Below are 23,380 nucleotides of genomic sequence, written 5' to 3' on the forward strand. Positions count from 1 at the left end.
AGGTAAACTGTACCTTAGTTATTTTTTTTATTTTTTTGTTGAGGTTGAACAAGCTCTTTCAGCTTTTAAATTAGGAGGAGATTATCTTGCATGAATAACGCTGGACACAAAGAAGTGCCAGTTGATGATCATACGGTTTCTTTGTGTCATATTGGGTAAATATGATAAAGATGAAGGAGCGTAATCACATGATTATTATTAAAGGAAACAATCCGAGAAAAATCGACAAAATTTGGGAATTAGTAAAAAAAGAGCATACAGGGAAAAAAGTGGCAATCGTTGGCTATCCTGGAGAAATTCCACATAATTTTATTCGCGCAAAGCAAATGCCTACCTACGAAACAATGACAAAACACAATACACTTGACGATTTAACACGCTTTTTAAAAGACACAAAAGATCGATTTGAAGCAATCATTCTATATCTTGATTGTGAATCTCATTTGATAGAGTCAATAAAGGAAACAACAAAGTCTTATAAAGAAAAGTTTATTTTAACTGTTTATGATGAAAATGTATATGAGCAAGTGGTGCATAGAGAATAAAGGTGGTAAATGGTATGAAAGAAAAGACGGAACAATTGTTAGGACTGATCAAAAAATTCCAAACAGAAGATCTTTCATTAGATGATGCAATAGAACTTCGACGATTATCTGCAGAATTTACGAATGTCTGTGGTGAAACCGTTGAGCAGAAGATGGATCAGTTTTATAAGAAATGAGTAATTAACTGAAGGAGTTGCTTCTGCTCCTGCCGATTATTCAGATTTCTTGTGGCTGAGATATGACTCGTAGAGTTATGTTTCAGCCACTTTTTTATAGTTAAATCCTATCACTTATAAATAGTAAGCAAATAAGTTGTCTATTTGGTTTAAAGGTATATAATAACACTATAAAGGTCAGGGAAGGTCAACGAGGAATTGATTTTCTACTGAATCTTTAAACAAAATAGGAGGTTTGTAAAATGGCAAAACAACATTATGACAGAAGTAAACCACATGTAAATATCGGCACAATCGGACATGTCGATCACGGGAAGACAACATTGACCGCTGCAATCACAACAGTATTAGGAAAAAAAGGCCTAGCAAACCCACAAGACTATGCTAGTATTGATGCAGCACCAGAAGAACGTGAACGTGGGATCACAATCAACACATCTCATGTCGAATATGAAACAGAAGCTCGTCACTATGCTCATATTGATGCGCCAGGGCACGCAGATTATGTTAAAAATATGATTACAGGTGCGGCACAAATGGATGGAGCAATTTTAGTAGTATCAGCAACAGATGGTCCAATGCCACAAACACGGGAACATATCTTGTTATCTCGTCAAGTGGGCGTAAAATATTTGATAGTTTTCCTTAACAAAGTCGACTTAGTTGATGACGATGAATTGATCGATTTAGTTGAAATGGAAGTTCGTGAGTTACTAAATGAATATAATTTCCCAGGAGATGATACACCTATCATCAAAGGTTCTGCTTTAAAAGCCTTACAAGGAGATTCAACTGCAGAAGCTGCTATTATGGAATTGATGGATACTGTGGATGCATATATTCCAACACCTGAAAGGGATACAGATAAACCATTATTACTACCAGTGGAAGATGTCTTTTCAATTACAGGACGCGGAACAGTTGCATCGGGTCGTATCGATCGTGGAAAAGTAAGTGTTGGGGATGAAGTCGAAATTGTCGGAATCAAACCTGATACACAAAAAGCTGTCGTTACAGGAATTGAAATGTTCCGTAAAACATTAGATTATGGGGAAGCTGGCGATAATGTTGGAGTTCTTTTAAGAGGGATCACTCGTGATGAGATTGAACGTGGTCAAGTTATTGCAAAACCTGGTTCGATTACACCACATACGAAATTTATCGCAGAAGTTTACGTATTGACTAAAGAAGAAGGTGGACGTCATACCCCATTCTTTACGAATTACCGTCCGCAATTTTATTTCCGTACAACAGACGTGACAGGGGTTGTAGAATTGCCGAGTGGTGTTGAAATGGTCATGCCTGGAGATAACGTAACGATGGATGTCGAATTGATTCATCCAATTGCAGTAGAACAAGGAACCACATTTTCAATTCGTGAAGGCGGACGAACTGTTGGTTCAGGTATTGTAACTGAAATCGAAAAATAAATGAAAAAGAATCTTTGATGCTATGGATCAGAGATTCTTTTTTTGATTTATAAAAAATTCGAGAAGTGATCAATCTATGCTATACTATTTAACAAAAAGAGTAGGGGTAAAATAAATGAAATGTACGGTTGTACAAGTAGATGCATTTACAGAAATTGCTGGACAAGGAAATCCAGCTGGAGTTGTGTTTGAGGGAGACAAGTATACCACTGAAGAAATGCAGGCAATTGCAAAGAAAGTCGGTTTTAATGAAACAGTTTTTATTTGCCTCAGTAAAAGTAAAAACGCTGCACTTAAATTAAGATATTTTACGCCTGGTCATGAAACACCCCTTTGCGGACATGCAACAATAGCAGCTATTTTTGCTCTATATAATGAAAAAAAAGACCAGCGGCTACACATTGAAACAGGTGTTGGTATTCTGCCAATCAGATATGTTGAAAAAACAAAACAAATTACAATGAAACAAGCGGAACCAAAATTTATTGAGTTTAAAGGAGATAAAAGTGCACTGTGTCTAAGCTTGGGGATTGAACAAAATGATCTCCACCCTAATTTGCCAATCAAATATGGGAATACTGGATCATGGACCTTAATCATACCGGTTGTGAATGCTTCAATTTTAGACAAAATGAAGCCAAGTCCAGAAATGTTTCCAGATGTTTTGAACGAGTTACCTAAGTCATCGGTCCATCCGTTTGCGGTTATTTCTGAACATGAAGGCACATTCACAGCGAGGCATTTTTCTTCACCGTACTCTGGAACAATAGAGGATTCAGTCACAGGTACAGCTTCTGGAGTGATGGGAGCTTACGTATTGAATCACATTTATGAGAATGATGAAGAGAAAGAGATCCGTGTTTCACAAGGGAAACATGTTCAAAGGCAAGGGGTAGTTTCAGTTCATGTTATTCGTTCTAAAATTGGTGCGCACCAAGTCAGTATTTCTGGAACAGCTTGTCTAAATAAACAATTTGAAGTAATGATAGAAGATAGAAAGCAAGAAGAGTGAGGTAAAAGAGTCTAATGTTTGCCACTGATAGCTAAGTATGGACAGTTTTTCATTCGTACAACCTTGTATTTTTCAGCAAATTCAGCTTATTTCCGAGGGCATCAAATCTTAATGCTTCAGCATATAGAAACTAAAGAAAGCCACGCATCTATCAGATATTCTGTATTGTATACCATCGAATTACTTCGTTTTTTTGCGAGGGACAACAATGTGCTGGAAGTTTAACATAGTAGCTGAATTTTCACCATCTTTTATTCGGATTTTAAGGGGCTGAGATATAACTCAAACAGTTAGCTCAGCCCCATTTTTTATCGTTGATATCTATTTCTCAGAATCCGACGAACACCATGTACTTTCTTTTGTTTTTCAATAGGAGCATTATCTATGATCAACAAAGCAATCATCACGTAAGCGATAAAGCTATTTCTTGAATAGAGAGTATATCTGGATGCCCATTGTGCGGCATATTTTTCTTTGTAATCCCGAAGTCCTCGGAATGAATAAAAACGTGAGCCGAATTCATAGACAAGATAAGCGACTCGTTCTTGAATGAAGCTCTTTTTTGATGTACCAACATTGGACAGGGGAGCCATCCCTAAATTAAAATAGTTGAATCCTTCTTCATTCATATAATTGAATAAAGAAATAAACAAGTAATCCATTACACCAGACGGAGCTTTTTTACTATAGCGCATCAAATCGATCGTAGCTTCTTCTTTGCTATATGTGGGCATAATGTTTGCGAATGCAATGATTTCACCAACCTGATTCTTTGCGACAGCAATTTTTCCCCGTTGTAAGTAACGCTCAGAAAAGAATCCTAGAGAGAATCCTTTTTCTTTGCGGCTGCCTAACCACTCATCTGAAACCTGTTTTAATTCTTGCATTAGTTCTCTAGAAAAAGGCGGAGTTAGCACTTCAAAGCGATAGTTTTCCTTTGTAAAACGATTCATGACTGCTCTTTCGCTTTTCATTTTTTTACCTGACAGTGTAAAGTTTGGCAGGTCAACATGAGCTTCTTCTCCCATTTTAATAAAGTCATAGCCGAATTCATGTAAAAACATGACTACTTCTTCAGATGCTTCATAGAAAACAGGTAGATATCCCCAACGATCGGCATCATTGATGAATTGTTCAACAGCTTTGGGAAAATCTTCTTTTTTACCAGAGGGATCGCCCATGACAATACATTTATTGTTTAACGTTTTAAACTGTAGTAAAACGGTATCCTCATTATTTTGGTCAGTATAGATAAACATATCTTTATCTTGAAGAAAGATTAATTGACTATCCGTATTTCCGCCATAAGTAGTGAATAACGTCAAGGCACGATCCTCATCCAACGGCATCCCAATAGTGTGGCGATGCCCTTCCAGATAGCGGATGAACAAATAGCTAACCAATGTTACTAGCAAAATACCAACAAAACCAGAGAACCAGATTTTTTCTGATGGAAACAAAAAGAATTCGATAAAACGATGATTCCGATGAGGAAATGTCGGTAAATTGTATACGCCGATCACAATATATAAAATAGTCAACGCCAGAAAGATGATTCCGTCGATTGTCATCATTTCCCATGAGTAAACAAGTTGTTCTCTGAAAAGTTCTGTTTTTGAAAAAATAATGATTACTAACAGAAGTGAGAGGAAAATAATAACACCCCAACTGAAGTCTTTAATAAACGTATAGATCAAAGTAGTCAAAATCAAACCGATTGTTGGAAGATAAGCCCGTTTGACTCTTGCTGCAATTCCTCGGCCTGTGAGCAACAAGAGAAACCCAAGTAAAATTGCAGGAAGTTGCGTAATAAGATGAAAGGAAAGTGGGTTTAATTGTTTTAACCATTTAAATTGACTAAAGGCTTCAGGAATCGTTGCGGAAAGAACAATCATAATACCAGAAAAATACATAAGAAAAACGACGAATTTATGCGCCAGTTCGGTCGATAATTCTCTAGGAATACCAGAATAGCGTATATTTAAGCTAGTACTTAGATTTTTTATAAAGAAGATGGCACCAATTATAAAAGGCACAATATAATAGAACAAGCGATAAAGTAAAATCCAAGCAATTACAGTTTCTCGGTCGATCCCTAGCGCTGATAAGCCGATGATCATCATGATATCAAAACTGCCTAACTCACCTGGGATCATCGAAACAATTCCGATAACAGAAGCAGCGATAAAAAGCGGCATAACTTGTAGCGGATTCATTTGAACGCCCATCAACATCCCGATCAGCAAGAAGCTTCCTAGAACACCAGTCCATTCTAAAAAAGAAGTAACAATAAGACCAATTCGGGTTTTAGCATCAATATCACCAACATAGTCATCTTTCCTAAGTAAACTTATGATTAAAACACTTGGGAAATATAAACCGCCACCAATCAACCAAATCCAATACTGTTGCAAATAATCATTAGTATGACCAAACATAACGAGAAAAAAAGCGAATAAACTATAAATAGACAAACCGGACATTAAGAAAATCAAAATTTTTGAAAGAGCCCTAACAACTGATTTCCCATCTTTTTCTTTACCGTAAAATTCTGAACGTAAGCCGATACTGACCAATCCACCAAATCCAGCGATATTATTGATTGTATTGATCAACCAACTACTCTCTAGTAGAAAAAGTTTTTTCGGTTTTTGTTTTAAAATATTGTTCAAAATCACGTCATAGCCAATCATGGGAAAAACGGCAACAAGACCGATCAAAAACATGAGGAAGACTTTCCATACGGCAATATCTTGGAAAATAGTGCTTAGCTGATCAAGTGAGATTGTTTTACTGATCGATAGTAATTCACGAATAATAATAATAACGACTGAAAAAATGAAAATACTTTTAAAGTAACTGACATGATCTTTAAACCATTGGAACATTTTTTTCATTTAATTACACCTACTTTTCTTTTAAAAACCTTAAAATTTCTTGATTGAATGTCTCTGGATCTTTTTTAGCAAAAGAATGACCCTTCTTTGGTACTAGAACAAAAGAAGCACAAGGGATTTCTTTGGCCAAATAAATTGAATGACTTTGCTTGATAATATCATATTTACCCACAATCACTAATGTTTTTTGAGTGATTTGCTTTAAATCTAGCGTCGAGATACCTATATCATGTAGCATTAAGCTAGTAACTAATAGTTGTTCTCTAGCTTTTTTACTAAACAAAGCGACTAGTTTTAGAACCATAAACTCTAATACAGTGATCACCCTTATAGGAAAAATTACACCTTGAACTAGAGTGTTTCCAGCATTTAACACAAGACGCTGAACATAGCTAGGATATTTTTTTACAAAAACAATGGCCAGATTGGCACCATCACTAAAACCGACAACATTTGCTCGGACGATGTGTTCATGCTCCATGATGGAATGAAGATCTTCCGCCATCTGCTCAAACGTTAAAGTCTCACTCTGATTCGTTGAGCGACCATGACCGCGACTATCTATTGTATATACAGTGAAATAGCGGCTAAATTCAGGTACTTGTTTTTTAAAATAGTTCCCACTTCCACCGTTGCCGTGAAGCAAAAATAAAGGCATGCCCTTTCCGGAAACTTCATAATAAATCAAACTATTATCAGCAGTTAGCAAAAACTTTTTTTGTTTTTTCATATTTTTACCACCTATCGTATTCAGTATATCGGTTTTTCATTCTATTTTAAACTAAAATACGTACGAAAATAGGTCAAATTTTTATTAAAGAATCATAAAGAATTCGTTTTTTTTTAGATTTTTTTTGAATAATCAAGTATGATAAACTCTACTCACAAAAAGTTTGGATGATAAAATGAGCAAATTAATGAAAATCGTAAAGCGGATATTTTTATTAGTGCTACTACTCTTAGTAGTTGGTTTAGGTTATTTAGGTGTTAAAATTCGCCAAAATGTTCAACAAGTTGTGACCTACGAAACGGAAGTAGAGCAGGCAGTCAAAGCAAACAATATTCCTGAATACAAAAATTTAGTTTTAGCAATTATTTACACAGAATCAAAAGGTCGTTCTGAAGATTTGATGCAAAGTAGTGAGAGTGCATACGGCAAGCGACAAATGATCGGAACTTCTAAAGAGAGTATTGATACAGGGGTTTCTTTTTTGGCTCAGTCGATTAAAAAGGCAGATGAAGCTGGTTGTGATATTTGGACCGCTGTCCAAGCTTATAATTTCGGGTTAGACTACATTGATTTCGTAAAAGGGCGCGGCGGGGAGAATTCCATTCGTCTAGCGGAAGAATATTCAAAAGAAGTGCTGTCACCATTATTAGGAAATACTGATCAAAAAACATATCGTTACTATCGTCCGCAAGCTGTTATTTATAATGGGGGTTTTCTATACAGCAATGGTGGAAATATGTTTTATGCGGATTTAGTCAAAATGAATCAGCAATTTATTAAATGGTTAAAGTAAATGTACTACTCAAATATTGATCCTCGAGAATATCGTCTATTAAATAGTACGAATTCTCGAGGATTTTCTTGAACTTCTTTCTATTTACAAGTAAACTAAAGAGGATATATTTTTAACAAGGAGAAAGTAGGGAATCAAATCCATGACAAATAAGTTCGACTTGAAACAAGGATTAACTCAATCAGAGGTTGAGGAACGAAAATCAAAAGGGTTACAAAATGACTACGAAGAAAATGTTGCCAAATCGACCAGAGATATTATTTACGATAATGTAATGACATTGTTCAACTTTTTAAATTTCGGAATTGCACTTTGTTTATTATTTGTTGGAGCCTATTCCAATTTAGCATTTTTGGCAATTATATTAGTAAATATGGGGATGGGGATCTACCAAGAAATCCATGCAAGAAATTTAGTACAGAAATTATCAATTGTTGCTAAAGAGAGCGTTCATGTTATTCGTGAGGGCAAGCAATTGGAAATCGACACTAAAGAATTAGTGATAGATGATATTGTGGTGATCTCTGCTGGAGAACAAGTACCTTCAGATATGGAAGTTTTAGATGGGCAAGCAGAAGCAAATGAAGCGTTATTGACTGGTGAGTCTGACCTGATTGAAAAAACAGAAGGAGATATTTTATTGTCGGGTAGTTTTCTGGCAAGCGGTCAAGTATATGGAAAAGTCATCCATGTTGGTGCGGATAATTATGCGGTTAAAATTACAGCTGAAGCGAAAGTGCATAAACCAATCCAATCAGAATTAGTGAATTCTATTCGTAAAGTTTCTAAATTTACAAGTTTAGTCATTATTCCTTTGGGAATCATTTTGTTTATTGAAGGATTTATGATTCGTGATTCTGGTTTAGAAGCTTCTGTTGTTGCCTCTGCAGCAGCACTACTTGGAATGCTGCCAAAAGGTTTGGTTCTTTTAATTAGTATCACATTAACCACAGGTGTGGTTAAGCTTGCAAAAAAAAGAATACTTGTGCAAGATATGTATTCAATTGAAACGTTAGCCCATGTTGATACTCTTTGTTTAGATAAAACAGGAACCATCACAGAAGGAAAAATGAAAGTTCAAAAAGTAGAAGTATTACATCCGAATTATCATGAGAATTTTTTTCAAGTCATTGGTAGCTATCTTGCAGAAAGTACAGACAACAATATTACGATGCAGGCTATTCGTGATCATTTTGAACTGTCAAATCGCTATGGAGCGGTTAAAACTTTACCGTTTTCTTCTGAGCGAAAATGGGGCGCAATCGAATTTAAAGAATTAGGAACCGTTTACCTTGGTGCACCTGAAAAATTAGTTGCTGTTGATCGTTTGCCGAAAGAAGTGACTGAAGCTCAAGAAAATGGGTATCGTGTGTTGATGTTAGGAATTGCTGAAAATATGTCGTTAAACGAAGAGAAGATGCCATATTTAGAACCATTGGCAGTTATAGAAATCGATGACCCAATCCGCCAAAATGCCAAAGAAACGTTAGCATATTTACGTGAAGAAGGTATTGATCTTAAAGTGATCTCTGGCGATAATCCAGTCACTGTTTCTAATATTGCGCGTCGTGCTGGTTTATTTGGTTATGAGTCATATATTGATATGTCAACGATGAAGACAGAAGAAGAAGTGCGCAGTGCAGTAAATAATTATACTGTTTTTGGTCGCGTAACGCCTCAACAAAAACGGACGATCGTTCGCGAATTAAAAGATAATGATCATGTGGTTGCCATGACTGGTGATGGTGTAAATGATGTTCTAGCATTAAGAGAAGCAGATTGTAGTATTGCCATGGCAGAAGGGGATGGCGCAACAAGACAGATTTCTAATTTAGTGTTACTAGATTCTGATTTTACAACGTTGCCAGATGTCTTGTTTGAGGGAAGACGTGTTGTTAATAACGTGACGAAGGTTGCAAGTGTCTTCTTTATTAAAACAATCTATTCCTTTATTTTATCCATGATTTGTGTATTCACGACAATTGCATTTCCATTTATACCCATTCAAATCACGTTGATCGATTTAGCTATCGAAGGATATCCTGCATTCTTCTTGTCCTTTGAAAGTGATAAACGAAAAGTACGGGGGAAATTTTTACCGACAGCTTTAAGAAATGCTTCGGTTAATGCAGTGTTGGTAGTGTTAAACATTGTTGTGGTTTATTTGCTAGGACAAAATCACGGATTTTCGCAAATCGACACAACAACATTGATGTATTATCTATTGATTGGTATCAGTTGTATGGCAGTTGTTCGTGCGTGTTTACCATTCAATCCATTACGAATCTTCTTAGCTGTTACAACAGTAGGTGGGATTTATGTGGCAGCTATGTTATTCCATAGTATCTTAGAAGTAGGATTTTTAACTTCGCAAACGTTACCTATTTTTGCGGTGTTAATGTTAATCAATGTTATTATTCGAATCACGATCGGCCTTTTTCAAATGAAAAAAGCAGGGAAAACGATCAAAGATCTTTAAAATATGAGGGAAAAGTATGAAAAACAGGGAGGGATATTTATGAGTGGAGAATATCAAATGCGTAAAACGATCGGGAAATGTTTTCGATCGGTTACAGATAACTTTAATGGAGTTGTTCGGATTTACGGAAGTCCATACACCTATCGTGTCATAAATGGCATCCCTGAAAAGGGGGCGATGTTGGAAGTCGTGGATTTTTCAAGTACTGAATTATTTGTAACGGTAAACAACTACTTATTCGAAAGTGATGTGAATTATATTGATAATCCTTAATATTCTAATCTTTATTATTGTTCTTGTATTAATTCTGGTGCTTATTTCAAAAATGGTCATCATTGTTCAACAAGGTGAAGTCAAAATCGTTGAGAGCTTTGGGAAATATGTTAAAACAATCGATCCAGGGTTGCATTTTTTGATCCCTGTGTTATACAAAGTAAGGGGACGCGTTTCTTTAAAACAGACACCTTTAGAAATCGAATCTCAAAGTGTAATTACTCGAGATAATGTAATCGTAGAAGTTGACGAGGCAATCAAATATCATGTGACAGATGTTCGAGCATTTGTTTATGATAATGAAGATTCAGTGACCTCTATGATTCAAGACTGCCAGTCAAACTTACGTGGGATCATCGGGAAAATGGATTTAAATGAAGTACTTAATGGTACTGAAGAAATCAACGTTAGCCTTTTTGAAAGTGTTAAAGATATCACTGCAGGTTATGGTTTATCGATCGATCGTATCAATATCGGTGAGATATCTGTTTCAGATGAAATTGTAAATTCAATGAATAAACTGATCACGGCTAGTCGAGATAAAGAATCAACAATCACCATTTCTGAGGGGAGAAAACAATCGATTATTTTAGATTCTGAAGCGAATGCATCACAAATGCAAATTGATGCTGAGGCAAGAGCAAAACAAACGAAAATTGATGCTGAGGCACGCGCAGAGCGGACGAAGATTGATGCAGATGCTGAAGCTGAAAGAATTCGTATTACAACAGAAGCTGAAAGACAACGTATTTTAGCATTGAATCAAGCAATTAAAGATAGTGATTTAAATGAGCAGGCTTTGGCGTATTTGGGGATTGAAGCATTTAAACAAGTCGTTAGAAGCGAAACTAATACGGTTATCTTGCCAAGCAATATGACAGAGCTAGGAAATATTCCTGTAGCAAAAGAATTATGGAATGTGCAAGATACTAAAAACCAAACAAATCATAGCCATGTTGAAAAGTAACTTAGATAATATGAAAAAACAGATAGTCACTATCTGTTTTTTTCATATATTCAAGTCATTGAATTAACCATAAAAATATTATGTAAACATAGAATGACTATGAAAATAAAAATGCAATTTACTTGAAAATTATGTTTAATATGATACAATGAATCATGTGTAATTGTGTCTTTTGAAAGTCGCGCTGAAGATTTCAGTGCTTTTTTACTGACTATCGCATAAATTAGCTTTCAGCTATTTTTGGAGGTGAGAACAGTGGCACAAAGAATTCCTCAGGAAGTCATCGAGGAAGTAAGACAACGTACGAATATTGTTGATGTGGTTGGACAGTATGTTCAATTGAAAAAATCTGGCAAGAATTATATGGGTCTATGTCCGTTTCATGAAGAACGTTCCCCTTCATTTTCAGTAGCAGAAGACAAACAAATTTTTCATTGTTTTGGCTGTGGAAAAGGTGGAACTGTTTTTAATTTTTTGCAAGAAATTGAAGGAATCAACTTTCCCGAATCAGTACGTAGGGTAGCCGAATTAGAACAAATTCCAGTCAATATTGATTGGGCAAATACGACAGAGACTGATTCGATAGAAAATTTACAAAATCGCAAATTGGTCGAACTGCATAAAAAAGCAGCTGAATTATATCATCATGTTTTGATGAATACGCAAATTGGTGAACCAGCATTGAATTATTTGTTGGAACGTGGTTTGACAAAAGAGCTCATTGAAACGTTCAAAATCGGTTTTGCTCCGCAGAAACGTGATTTTTTAAGTCAGGTATTCCAGAATGAAGATATCGCTGAATCATTATTTAAGGAATCTGGTTTGTTTATTCAAAGAGATAATGGAGAATTTCTGGATCGTTTTTACCAGCGAGTTATGTTTCCAATCAATGATGATCGTGGCAATGTAATTGCTTTTTCTGGAAGATTGTTGAAAACAGAAGACTTTTCAGGCGACGACATGCCAAAGTACTTAAACAGTCCGGAAACTGTCTTGTTTAATAAAAGAGATACTCTCTTTAACTTTGACAAAGCGCGTAAAGAGATTCGTAAAGAAAATACTGTATTTTTATTTGAAGGATTCATGGATGTGATTGCCGCTTGGCAAGCAGGGATTACAAGTGGTGTTGCTTCAATGGGGACTAGTTTAACGAATGAGCAGATTAGAAAGCTTGAGCGAGTAGCCAAAGAGCTAGTAGTTTGCTACGATGGAGATAAAGCAGGAGTTGAAGCAACGAATCGTGCCATTTCATTACTGAGTGAACACAGTCGTTTCCAATTAAGTATTGTTAGTATTCCAGAAAAATTAGACCCAGATGAGTATTTAAGAAAATACGGTAATGAATCATTCCGTGAGTTGGCTTTGCATGGTCGAGAAACTGTGTTCAGCTTTAAAATGCAATATCATCGTTTAACAAGAAACATGAATAACGAGAAAGAACAGCTGGATTACGTAAATGCTTTACTACAAGAATTAGTATCAGTACAATCACCTTTGGAACGTGATCGTTATTTAAATCAGTTAGCGCAAGAATTTCAGCTATCTTTTCATTCATTAGAAGAGCAGTTCAAGCAACTCGAAACACAACAGCGTTCTAATAAGAGAAGGGAAAGACAGCAGTCGGCGGTCCAGCCACCTGAATATTTCGAAATCGATGAGATGCAGGAACCACCGGAAACATTTGAGCAATCGGGCAATCCAACTGTTCAAAACACATTACCGTTGACTAAGGTGGAAAAAGCTGAGCGAACATTGTTGTATCGTTTGATGAATGAACAAAGTATTCGTAATCAATTGATTCAACGACCTGATTTCAGTTTTGCTCATGATCACTATCAGGAACTATACTTGTTGTTGGATAGTTACATGAGTATACATTCTGACTTTCTACTTGCTGATTTTATTGATTATTTAAAAGAAGCGACGATTAAAAAATTGGCAATTGATATTTCCCTACAGACGATTTCAGAAGAAAGTTCTGAGCGGGAAATAGCAGATGTGATAAGAGTGATCGAAAATTCTAGTCTAGAAGATCAGATTAGTGAAAAGCAACAACAAAAAAAAGAAGCCGAAAGATTAGGGAACAAACAATTAGTTGATGAACTGTCAATTGAAGTAATCGGCTTAGTAAGACAACTGCAAAAAAGTCGTACAGTGTCCTAAAAAACTCTTTAGACAATGTATCTGACTATTATTTATATATTCATCCGAATGGAAAAATGAAGGGGGCCTTCTTTCATGGAAAAAGAAACAGAAAAAAAATATGCAGCTGCATTGGCAGCCTTTATCAAAGAAAATAAGCCTAAAGGCAACGTTTTTTATGATGATCTAACAAACACATTAGCAACGCCATTTACATTGAATGCTGACGAAATGGAAAAATTAATTCAAAAAGTTGAAGATGCTGGTATCAGCGTGGTCGACGAAAATGGTGACCCAAGTGAACATAGTCTTAAAAAAGACGCAAAAGTTGCTGAAAAAGCCCAAATGGAAGATTTATCTGCCCCGACTGGTGTTAAAATCAATGACCCTGTTCGTATGTATTTAAAAGAAATCGGACGTGTTCAATTATTAACAGCAGCAGAAGAAGTAGAACTAGCATTAAAAATCGAAGAAGGCGATCAAGAAGCCAAGCAACGTTTAGCAGAAGCTAACTTGCGTTTAGTTGTTTCAATCGCAAAACGTTATGTTGGACGCGGTATGCAATTTCTGGATTTGATTCAAGAAGGAAATATGGGTCTAATGAAGGCTGTTGAGAAATTCGACTATCGCAAAGGATTTAAATTTTCGACGTATGCAACTTGGTGGATTCGTCAAGCAATCACTCGTGCGATCGCTGACCAAGCTAGAACAATTCGGATTCCTGTGCATATGGTGGAAACGATTAATAAATTAATTCGAATTCAACGTCAGCTACTACAAGATTTAGGTCGGGAACCGACACCTGAAGAAATCGGTGCGGAAATGGATTTACCAACTGAAAAAGTGCGTGAAATCTTAAAAATTGCGCAAGAGCCAGTGTCTTTAGAAACACCAATTGGTGAAGAGGACGACTCACATCTAGGTGATTTCATTGAGGACCAAGATGCAACGAGTCCTGCTGAGCATGCAGCATATGAGTTATTGAAAGAACAGTTAGAAGATGTACTTGATACGTTAACTGACCGTGAAGAAAATGTTTTACGATTACGTTTTGGTTTAGATGATGGACGTACAAGAACATTAGAAGAAGTAGGAAAAGTTTTTGGTGTAACTCGTGAACGGATTCGACAAATCGAAGCAAAAGCATTGCGCAAATTACGCCATCCTTCTCGTTCTAAACAATTGAAAGATTTCCTAGAATAAGAAATTTTTTTTGGAAATTTGAACAGCTCTTTTCGATTTTTTTCGGAGAGAGCTGTTTTTAAACAATCGTAACAAAAAAGTTAGATAGTACATATTGGAAGAAACGCGATTTTATGGTAGATTAGATTTACGAATGTTTAGAATGTGAGGCGGAAAGAATGACGAAGCAATGTCCGAATTGCGGAACTGAAATAGATAACCAAAAAGATGCATGTCCAAAATGCGGTTATTCTTTTAAAAAAGGTCAGTCTACAGAGGAAAAAACACCTAAAATAGACGCTAAACCTAGTGAAGAATCGGAAGATACTTCTAGTTTTTCTAATAAAGAAAAAAATGAAAATATCGAATGGTCTGAATTAAAAGATATGAGCATAGGCCACGTCATGACGATGTTTAATGAACAGCGACCAGAAGAAAAAACAACAGATTTAGGAAGAAATACAAATAATGAAGAAAAATCACCGTCAAACGAAGAAAATAGCAAGAATCTCAATGATGAGACCGTTTCACAAGATTCGAAGGCTGACGACCTTGTAAATACTGCTGCTTTGGATCAGTATATCAATGACCATAAAAATGATAATCCAACTGTTGAAACACCATCTGAAACGAGCAGTTCAGTAGAATCTGATGAAAAAACAGACACAGATGAGCAACCTGAGCTGTCTGGTGAACCATTAGATTCCAAAGCTACAGAACAAGATGAAGCGAACAAAAACGAAGCGAATCAAAAATCGACGCAACCATCCGATGAAAAAGTATTACAGGAAAAAAATAAAGCTCCTAAAGAAGAAATCACCAAATTTGCTAAACCAAATACTGAAACAACCGAATCTAAAACAATCGGACCTAAGGCTTTGCCAACAAAGGCAACTGATATTCCGTCAAAAAGTAAAAAACCTGAAGAAATCGAGATGGATGCAGCGCCTATATTCTTTAAAGATGCAGAGGAAGCTAAGTCTGCTAAAAATCAATTTGAGCAACCTGTAGTCGAAAAGAAAAGTTCAAAAGAAGGAGAAAACAACTCTTCAAAAGATGTTTCTATTAAAAACTACAAAAAAATGTCAGTCATTTTAGCTGCAGCGGTCGTTCTTACGGCTGGTTCATGGTTTGCATATAGTCAGACTCAGAAGAAATCGACAACTGGTGGAGAAGTGACTCAAAAACAAGAAAAATTAGCGACTCAAACAGAAAAAGAGTTAAGGAGCTATTTTACGGATGACAAACAACAGTTTCTTAAACCAGAAATGGTAAGTGTCAATCCGAAAACGATCAAAGAAAATCTGTCTGCTCTAAAAAACGAAGCTAACTATAATGAGCTTGAAACACTTTATAATAAAGTGACAGATAAACAAACTGCAATCACAAAGATAAATGAGCTGTTTGCTCAACCGATTATTGATGGCAGTAAGTTGAAAGATGTAGTAATTAAAGCTGACAAAAAAGTTGATATTGCTAAACGAGAAGAAAAAGATGATTTTGATAAATTATTGAATCAAGCAAGAGATCAAGCAATGAGTCAATATGATCAATTACAAAAAGCAAAAGCGTCAGTGGATGTTTTTTACCAAAACAATGAATTCACTGGATCACTGACAAGAGAAAATTACGCAATAGCAAAAGCCGACGTTGACAAGGTTAAAAGTGAAGTATTACGTAAACCATTATCGGAAGTTTTGGTTAAAGCAGATAAATCATTGACAGAAGCCGAGTCAGTTGTTTCTTCACAACAAGAACTTACAGACCAAGCACCTGTTCAAGCAAGTGAAACTCCAGTGGGAGATTATCAAGAGAGAAACACTCAAACGCCAAATGGGTTACAGCCGGATTCTAATACTTTTTCAGCACCTAATGCGGATGGTGTCTATACAGATCCTGTATATTCAGTCAATGCAAATGATGTTAGCGACATGAGCAATCCTGCTTGGAGTTGGGCGCCTGGTATTCAAGAAAAAGTTATTGCAACTTGTATTGAACGTGGCTATATTACAGCAGGCGCTTACTCATTACAACCTGCCAGAATCATTAATGGCGAAGGGTATTATAATTTATATGGATCAGATAACCAATATCTAGTAACGATCAATGCAAAAACTGGTTGGTTTAAAGGAAATGCCTCAAGAAACGCTGGAAGGTAACGTCTATTGTTTACAGAAAATGAACGTGAGACAAAAGTGATAGACTTTTGTCTCGTTTTTCTTCCATAACAGCATCAATGACGATTGATTTTATTACAAGGAGAATAGTATGGAAAAAAAAGAATATCTAACTTTTAGAGAAGGAGTAAATGCATGTATACCAACAATTTTGGGGTATTTAGGCATCGGGATCGCAGCCGGAGTTGTTGGTAAAAATGTTGGGTTATCAATTATAGAAATTGCATTGATGTCGATTTTAGTCTACGCAGGTGGAGCGCAATTCATTATCTGTGGGATGTTGGCGATCCATTCGCCGATTTCAGCAATTATCTTTACGACATTTTTAGTGAATTTACGTCACTTTTTGATGAGTATGTCAGTGGCTTCATATTTTAAAAATGAACCGTTGATTACAAGTATTGGAATTGGAACGCTTCTAACCGATGAATCATATGGCGTTCTTATGTCATCATTAGCAAATGATCATCGCATTAGTTCTGCTTGGACTCATGGCTTGAATATTACCGCTTATGTAGCTTGGATCTTTTCAACTATTCTTGGTGGTTTGTTAGGTACATGGATTCCAGATCCTTATCTGTTAGGATTAGACTTTGCTTTGGTTGCAATGTTTGCTGGATTATTTATTTTACAAGTCGATGTACCGATAAAAAAACATACGAAAGAGACATTGATTGTGTTAGGTACAGTTTGTCTATCCCTTTATTTTTTTATGGGCTTTTTTTCACCAGAACTCTCAGTTTTATTCGCAACTCTTTTGGGTTGCACAGTTGGGGTGGTGAATCATCATGAGTAATAATTATGTATTATTAACAATTTTAGGTTGTTCGATCGTAACCTGGATTCCACGGATTTTGCCTTTTTTGATTTCTAAGCGAGTTGATTTTCCTGAGTGGTTTCTTCGGTTTTTATCCTATATCCCGATTTGTATCTTGACGGCACTCTTATTTCAGAGTATTTTAGAAGTTCAGGCAACGGGCTTTCCTAAAGTAAAAACGTTAGAAGCGTTAAGCTGTATTCCTACTTTACTTGTTGCGATTCGAACCAAAGATTTAATGAAAACAGTTGTCGTAGGAATCGTTACAATTGCATTACTACGTATTTTTTTAGGCTAAGTGCCAGAAGGAGAAAATTATGAACGAACTATTAGCGAATGTTTTTACAGCATTAGTCATCGATGAAAATGACAGTTATTACTTTTTACAAAAAAACGGCATCACGTTGCGCTTATCCAAAGAAGAAGGCAGCCATGAAATTGGTGAAGCAGTGGAAGGGTTTGGCTATTTGAATCAAAAACAAGAACCCGAGATGACAACGATTATTCCAACAGCTCGAGTTGGTCAATATGCTTTTGGAACAGTGACGGGCACAAGACGTGATTTAGGCGCTTTTGTAGACATTGGTCTTAAGGACAAGGATGTGGTTGTCTCTTTAGATGAACTGCCTGTTATGCGTGAATTATGGCCGAAAAAAGGAGATCAATTAATGATTGCCTTGAAAGTGGATAATAAAGAGCGTATTTGGGGTGAATTAGCAGACGAGAAAATCTTCAAAGCGATGTCTAAACCAGGAACGCAAGAGCTGAAAAATGAAAATATTAGTGGAATCGTTTATCGCTTGAAAATGATTGGTTCATTTATTTTGACAGATGATTTCTACATTGCGTTTATTCACCCATCGGAACGTTATCAAGAACCTCGTTTGGGTGAACGTGTGAATGGTCGTGTCATTGGCATACGGCCAGATGGGGTGGTAAATATTTCCTTGAAACCTCGTGCTTATGAAGCAATCAGTGATGATGCAGCGATGATTTTGACCTTTTTAGAGCGATCCACTGATCATAAAATACCATTCACGGATAAATCTAACCCAGAAGAAATTAAGCAAACATTTGGTATAAGTAAAGCACAATTTAAGCGGGCAATTGGGAATCTAATGAAGCAGGGAAAAATCACTCAAGACGCTGGTTTTACAATTTTGAAAGAAGAACATCTAGAAAAATAAAGGTTTTTTCATTCTAATTGAGAATCACTTGCAAATGTATTAGAGTTATTTTATACTTATTATAATTTGATACTATTAATTATGGTTCTAGATTAAAATAATTATAAATAAGGGGCTGCATTTATGGATTCTACTGCTGCTTTAAAAAAAACAAAAAAACAATTGCATGAATCTGGTTTCAAACTGACGCCTCAGCGAGAAGCAACAGTTTTGGTATTACTGGAAAATGAGAAAGACCATCTATCAGCGGAAGAAATTTATTTTTTAGTGAAACAAAAAAGCCCAGAGATTGGTTTAGCAACTGTGTATCGTACATTAGAAATTTTAACTGACTTAAAAGTCGTAGATAAGGTAAGCTTCAACGACGGATTAGCGCGTTATGACTTACGTAAAGAAGGAGCCAAACATTTCCATCATCATCTTTTATGTTTGGAATGCGGAAACATTGAAGAAGTGGAAGAGGATTTATTAGGCGAAGTGGAAGAAGTTGTTGAACAACGGTATCATTTCATGGTGAAAGACCATCGGTTAACTTTCCATGGTATTTGTCAGGAGTGTCAACAACAAAAGAAAAAATTACCAACTGAAGAGGCTGCATCAGAAGGCTGAGATTTTAAATAAATGAATCAGGGAACAAAAGATTAATTTTTGTTCCCTGATTCATTTATTTTTATTTGTAAAATAGATTGACAATTCTGAAAGAATCTCTTACAATGACTTCAATAAACAATAAAAGTTTTGATAAGAACTAGTAAGATAGTACAGGTGTACAGAAAGTAGCCGGCTGTTGAGAGGCGCATAAACCTAACGTATCTGAATTCCTCTTTGAACTTCACACCGAATGGAGTAGGCTGTGACGGTTATAGGTGCCCGTTATTGTGCCAAGGTATAATTTTGTACCTGACAAGTCAATGAGTGTAAGCTGATTGTAAACAAAGGTGGTAACACGGATCGTTCGGTCTCGTCCTTTTCAGAAATGAGAAGGTCGGGGCTTTTTTATTTTATGGTTCTTTTATTTATTGTTTGAATATAAGTGAAATGAAGGGAAGTTATTGTATGAGTTTTAAAACATTGAGCCAACCAATCAATTTTGAACAAGTCAAATCATTATCTAAGCTAACACCAGAACAAGACCAGTTAAAAGCTGCTCGAGATCAAGAGTTAAAAGATATTATTGAAGGGAAAAGTGATAAAATTCTATTAGTGATTGGACCTTGTTCTGCTCACAATGAAGAAGCTGTCATGGAATATGTTATTCGTTTAGCTAAACTACAAGAAAAAGTCCAAGATAAAATCTTTATGGTACCACGAGTTTATACGAATAAACCAAGAACCAACGGCGACGGCTATAAAGGGTTACTTCACCAACAAAATCCAGAAGGAGAAAGCAACTTAATTAAAGGTATTGCAGCAGTTCGTAGCTTGCATAATCGTGTTATTAGTGAAACGGGTTTAACAACAGCGGATGAAATGCTTTATCCTGAAAACTTGGAATTTGTTCAAGATCTAGTGAGTTATATTGCTGTTGGTGCGCGTTCTGTAGAAGATCAACAACATCGTTTTGTTGCCAGTGGAATTGACCAACCAACAGGGATGAAAAATCCAACTAGTGGAAATTTGAATGTGTTATTCAATTCCTTATATGCAGCGCAACAAAAACAAGAGTTTATTTTTAATGGATTGGAAGTAGAATCAAGTTCAAATCCTTTAGCACACGTAGTGTTGCGGGGAGGATTAAATGAATATGGGGAAAACATTCCTAACTATCATTATGAGGATTTGTTGAAGGTAGTGAATCTTTACAAGGCTGGAAACTACAAAAATCCCTTTATTTTGATCGATACAAATCACGATAATTCAGGAAAACAGTATAAAGAGCAAATTCGCATCGTTAAGGAAACCTTGATCAATCGTTCTTGGAATGCAGACATGAAAAAATGGGTTCGCGGTTTTATGATTGAAAGTTTTCTTGAAAGTGGACGTCAGGAAGCTGATGGTAAAGTCTTTGGTCAATCAATTACTGATCCATGTTTAGGGTGGACTGAAACGGAAGAATTGGTTAATTACATTGCTGAACACGCTTAATAGAACGATAAAAAGAGTTGCTCATGAAATAAATAGGAGCAACTCTTTTTGTTTCATATAGATTATAAATTTGCAAATTTTTCCAATAAACGAATCATTTGACAAGTAAATCCATACTCATTATCATACCAAGCAACTGTTTTAACTAGTTGGAAATCGCCAGAAGTTGTTACTTCTGTTTGAGTCGGATCAAAAATTGATCCTTCGGTTGTACCAATCACGTCGCCAGAGACGATCTCACGATCATCGTAACCAAATGAAGGGTTGTCGATTGTATGTTTTTTGATCGCTTCATTGATTTGATCTGCTGTTACTTTTGTTTTTAAGATGGAGACTAATTCCGTTAATGATCCATCTACCACAGGTACACGTTGTGCATGACCTTGTAATTTTCCATTCAGTTCAGGGATAACCAATCCGATTGCTTTGGCTGCACCAGTTGAATGAGGGATTGTATTATCAGCAGCTGAACGAGCAGCTCGTAAGTTACCACCTTTTACAGGTCCGTCCAATAACATTTGCGTAGATGTATATGCATGAACTGTTGTCATAGTCCCTACTTCAATGCCAAATTCATTATTTAAAAAGTAAGCCATTGGTGCTAAACAATTGGTTGTACATGATCCGGCTGAAATAATTTTATCATCAGGTGTTAAGGTATCATCATTAACATTATAAACAATGGTTTTCATATCACCAGCAGGTGCTGAAATCACTACTCGTTTTGCACCTGCATCTATATGAGCTTGGGCTTTTGCTTCAGAAGTATAAAATCCAGTACATTCTAAAACAATATCAACACCATTTTCTGCTACCCATTTAAGTTTGCTGGCATCAGCTTCTGCGTAAACTTTCGTTTCCTCACCATCAACTACGATTGAATCTTCCGTTGCAGTTACTTTTCCTGGATAAGTACCATGAGTAGAGTCGAATTGTAATAACTGAGCCAACATCGTTGGACTTGTCAAATCATTGATTGCTACAACTTCAATATCATCGGAAACTTCTTTGATGCGGCGGAATGCAAGACGACCAATTCGACCAAATCCATTAATTCCTACTTTTACTGTCATACTAAATTTCCTCCTTTGATAATTTAGAGCAAATATACAAACTTGTCTTATTTGATCCAAACTACTATCTGATAGACAAGTTCGTCGCGCTCGACAAATTTAAAATGACCAGCTTTTTATAATCACTCATTTAAAAAAGCAATTATATCAGCTATACTTGTAGCATGAACGCTTTTCAGATTTTTGTCAAAAATCTTGTCTTTTACAATGGAAAAGGGGGTAGTAAAATGAATAGAGACCACGTTATTGATTTGCTTCAAATGAACTATCGAGAAATTAAAGAGGGAAAAGGGAGAGGATTTGACAAAAGAGTTGCGTATACCATTGCGCAATCATATACGGCTAAAGCGCATCATTTTTCAGACTATGACTATCGCCGCATGGAAGAAATACTTAAAGCAGAGCTAAGTGTTTTCAATTTGTTACGCCAGCCAGTCAGAGGGCTTTTACTAGGAATGATGTTAGCGAATAATAAATCGAAAGAGTTAGACATTCAGACACTACTCCTTGATTATCAACGTTTATGCGATGTTGGTTTTCAACGATCTTCTTATTCCTATTTTTCGGCTTACTTGCTTCTGTTTACAAAAACAGCTGAGAAAGAATTTATCGTTCGTAAGGCTCGAAGTATTTTTGAAGAATTAAAGAGTCATCATTATTTTCTCACAGGCGCTAAAGATGGAGCGATTTCAATTACTTTGGCACAACAAGAAAAATTAGAATCATTAACAAGTAAACAAATTGCTTATCTAGTAGAAGAGTACTATCAGATTTTAAACAAGAATGGGTTTTATAAGTCAAGTGAACTTCAATTTGCTGCAGCAACAGCAGCGATGCTGACTGGATATTTTTCTCATGAATTAATTGAAGTGATTATTCGCTTGATAGTAGATTTGAAACAAATCGGGATCAAATTTAAAAAGTCACTGTATAATAATGTAGTAACGCTTGCTTTTTTAGCTACTATAAAAGAGATTGATTTTCAAGCATTGAGAGGATATTTAGAATGTCTTGAAAAAAAGACGAATTTACGTTTTTACAAAGAATTTCGTCAGTCATTAGCTTTAAGTCTAATGATTCAAGAAGAAATGAACTACTTAATGAAGGATGACAATTTAAATATGTCGGCATTAACAATTACTATGATAATGGCGCAAGAAGCTAGTGCAGCAGCTGCGGCTATCGCTGTATCGATGGCAGCGGTGAATTCTAGTTCATAAAAACGAATTTGGCTAGACAAATTCAGGTTTAACCTTTACAATAAGAAAGGCTTTCAAACAGAATATGTTATCGAAAAGCGAATAAAAACGAATAACTAAATTTGTAAAAAAGTAAACTAAAAGAAGTGATAAGGAATGGTGTTCATAGTGGGAGCCCAGTACCTTAGCATAATTTCTTTAAGATAGGAGGACAAA

20 protein-coding genes and 1 other annotated feature are annotated in these 23,380 nt (G+C 35.9%); of the genes, 17 read left to right on the plus strand and 3 right to left on the minus strand.

Annotation, left to right across the window (positions count from 1 at the left end; translation table 11 throughout):
• Positions 1-188: 188 nt before the first annotated feature.
• The 4 genes from I580_RS04155 (at position 189) to I580_RS04165 (ending at position 3,163) form a co-directional block, all read left to right on the plus strand.
• Positions 189-545 (plus strand): hypothetical protein, encoded by a 357-nt coding sequence (locus I580_RS04155; protein ID WP_010772559.1) that lies wholly within the window; start codon positions 189-191, stop codon positions 543-545.
• Positions 546-559: 14 nt separating this feature from the next.
• A complete protein-coding gene (locus I580_RS17050; RefSeq protein WP_010772558.1) occupies positions 560-721 on the plus strand; it encodes a hypothetical protein in 162 nt (53 codons plus the stop codon).
• 242 nt (positions 722-963) lie between these two features.
• Positions 964-2,151, plus strand: a complete 1,188-nt coding sequence (gene tuf, locus I580_RS04160; protein ID WP_010772557.1) for an elongation factor Tu — start codon at positions 964-966, stop codon at positions 2,149-2,151.
• Between the two features lie 115 nt (positions 2,152-2,266).
• Entirely contained in the window at positions 2,267-3,163 is an 897-nt protein-coding gene (locus I580_RS04165) for a PhzF family phenazine biosynthesis protein (RefSeq protein WP_010772556.1), read from the plus strand.
• A 308-nt stretch (positions 3,164-3,471) separates the two neighbouring features.
• Here the strand turns inward: I580_RS04165 and mprF are convergent, their stop codons facing one another.
• Both mprF and I580_RS04175 read right to left on the minus strand, forming a co-directional pair.
• Positions 3,472-6,060: a bifunctional lysylphosphatidylglycerol flippase/synthetase MprF gene (mprF, locus tag I580_RS04170; RefSeq protein WP_010772555.1), complete on the minus strand. Its 2,589-nt coding sequence runs from the start codon at positions 6,058-6,060 to the stop codon at positions 3,472-3,474.
• A gap of 10 nt (positions 6,061-6,070) precedes the next feature.
• Positions 6,071-6,790: an alpha/beta fold hydrolase gene (locus tag I580_RS04175; protein WP_010772554.1), complete on the minus strand. Its 720-nt coding sequence runs from the start codon at positions 6,788-6,790 to the stop codon at positions 6,071-6,073.
• 175 nt (positions 6,791-6,965) lie between these two features.
• On the opposite strand from I580_RS04175, the gene I580_RS04180 reads away from it, so the two are divergent.
• From I580_RS04180 to I580_RS04235, 12 genes are all read left to right on the plus strand, one after another.
• Complete coding sequence (locus I580_RS04180; RefSeq protein ID WP_010772553.1) at positions 6,966-7,583, plus strand: lysozyme family protein; 618 nt, start codon at positions 6,966-6,968, stop codon at positions 7,581-7,583.
• 142 nt (positions 7,584-7,725) lie between these two features.
• Positions 7,726-10,062 (plus strand): cation-translocating P-type ATPase, encoded by a 2,337-nt coding sequence (locus tag I580_RS04185; protein ID WP_010772552.1) that lies wholly within the window; start codon positions 7,726-7,728, stop codon positions 10,060-10,062.
• A 39-nt stretch (positions 10,063-10,101) separates the two neighbouring features.
• On the plus strand, positions 10,102-10,335 hold the full coding sequence (locus I580_RS04190; protein WP_010772551.1) for a hypothetical protein: 234 nt from the start codon (positions 10,102-10,104) through the stop codon (positions 10,333-10,335).
• Between the two features lie 52 nt (positions 10,336-10,387).
• Complete coding sequence (locus I580_RS04195; RefSeq protein WP_010772550.1) at positions 10,388-11,302, plus strand: SPFH domain-containing protein; 915 nt, start codon at positions 10,388-10,390, stop codon at positions 11,300-11,302.
• A 255-nt stretch (positions 11,303-11,557) separates the two neighbouring features.
• Positions 11,558-13,465, plus strand: coding sequence for a DNA primase (gene dnaG, locus I580_RS04200; protein ID WP_010772549.1), 1,908 nt, complete (start codon positions 11,558-11,560; stop codon positions 13,463-13,465).
• 75 nt (positions 13,466-13,540) lie between these two features.
• Positions 13,541-14,647: an RNA polymerase sigma factor RpoD gene (rpoD, locus tag I580_RS04205; RefSeq protein ID WP_010764887.1), complete on the plus strand. Its 1,107-nt coding sequence runs from the start codon at positions 13,541-13,543 to the stop codon at positions 14,645-14,647.
• Between the two features lie 158 nt (positions 14,648-14,805).
• On the plus strand, positions 14,806-16,785 hold the full coding sequence (locus I580_RS04210; RefSeq protein ID WP_010772548.1) for a cell division site-positioning protein MapZ family protein: 1,980 nt from the start codon (positions 14,806-14,808) through the stop codon (positions 16,783-16,785).
• A 109-nt stretch (positions 16,786-16,894) separates the two neighbouring features.
• Positions 16,895-17,599 (plus strand): AzlC family ABC transporter permease, encoded by a 705-nt coding sequence (locus tag I580_RS04215; RefSeq protein WP_010772547.1) that lies wholly within the window; start codon positions 16,895-16,897, stop codon positions 17,597-17,599.
• Complete coding sequence (locus I580_RS04220) at positions 17,592-17,918, plus strand: AzlD domain-containing protein (protein WP_010772546.1); 327 nt, start codon at positions 17,592-17,594, stop codon at positions 17,916-17,918. The genes I580_RS04215 and I580_RS04220 overlap by 8 nt, the downstream gene beginning before the upstream one ends.
• Positions 17,919-17,937: 19 nt before the next feature.
• A complete protein-coding gene (locus I580_RS04225; RefSeq protein WP_010772545.1) occupies positions 17,938-18,807 on the plus strand; it encodes a CvfB family protein in 870 nt (289 codons plus the stop codon).
• Positions 18,808-18,930: 123 nt separating this feature from the next.
• The gene (gene fur, locus I580_RS04230) at positions 18,931-19,416 is read left to right on the plus strand and encodes a ferric iron uptake transcriptional regulator (RefSeq protein ID WP_010772544.1); all 486 of its coding nucleotides are present in this window, start codon (positions 18,931-18,933) and stop codon (positions 19,414-19,416) included.
• A gap of 120 nt (positions 19,417-19,536) precedes the next feature.
• Positions 19,537-19,779: a binding site (T-box leader), on the plus strand.
• 84 nt (positions 19,780-19,863) lie between these two features.
• On the plus strand, positions 19,864-20,892 hold the full coding sequence (locus tag I580_RS04235; RefSeq protein WP_010772543.1) for a 3-deoxy-7-phosphoheptulonate synthase: 1,029 nt from the start codon (positions 19,864-19,866) through the stop codon (positions 20,890-20,892).
• A 62-nt stretch (positions 20,893-20,954) separates the two neighbouring features.
• Here I580_RS04235 and gap read toward each other — a convergent pair whose 3' ends face one another.
• Entirely contained in the window at positions 20,955-21,965 is a 1,011-nt protein-coding gene (gap, locus tag I580_RS04240; RefSeq protein WP_010772542.1) for a type I glyceraldehyde-3-phosphate dehydrogenase, read from the minus strand.
• A 227-nt stretch (positions 21,966-22,192) separates the two neighbouring features.
• On the opposite strand from gap, the gene I580_RS04245 reads away from it, so the two are divergent.
• Positions 22,193-23,185, plus strand: coding sequence for a DUF4003 family protein (locus tag I580_RS04245; protein WP_010772541.1), 993 nt, complete (start codon positions 22,193-22,195; stop codon positions 23,183-23,185).
• Positions 23,186-23,380: the final 195 nt, after the last annotated feature.

Source organism: Enterococcus caccae ATCC BAA-1240 (assembly GCF_000407145.1).
Lineage (GTDB): Bacteria > Bacillota > Bacilli > Lactobacillales > Enterococcaceae > Enterococcus_L > Enterococcus_L caccae.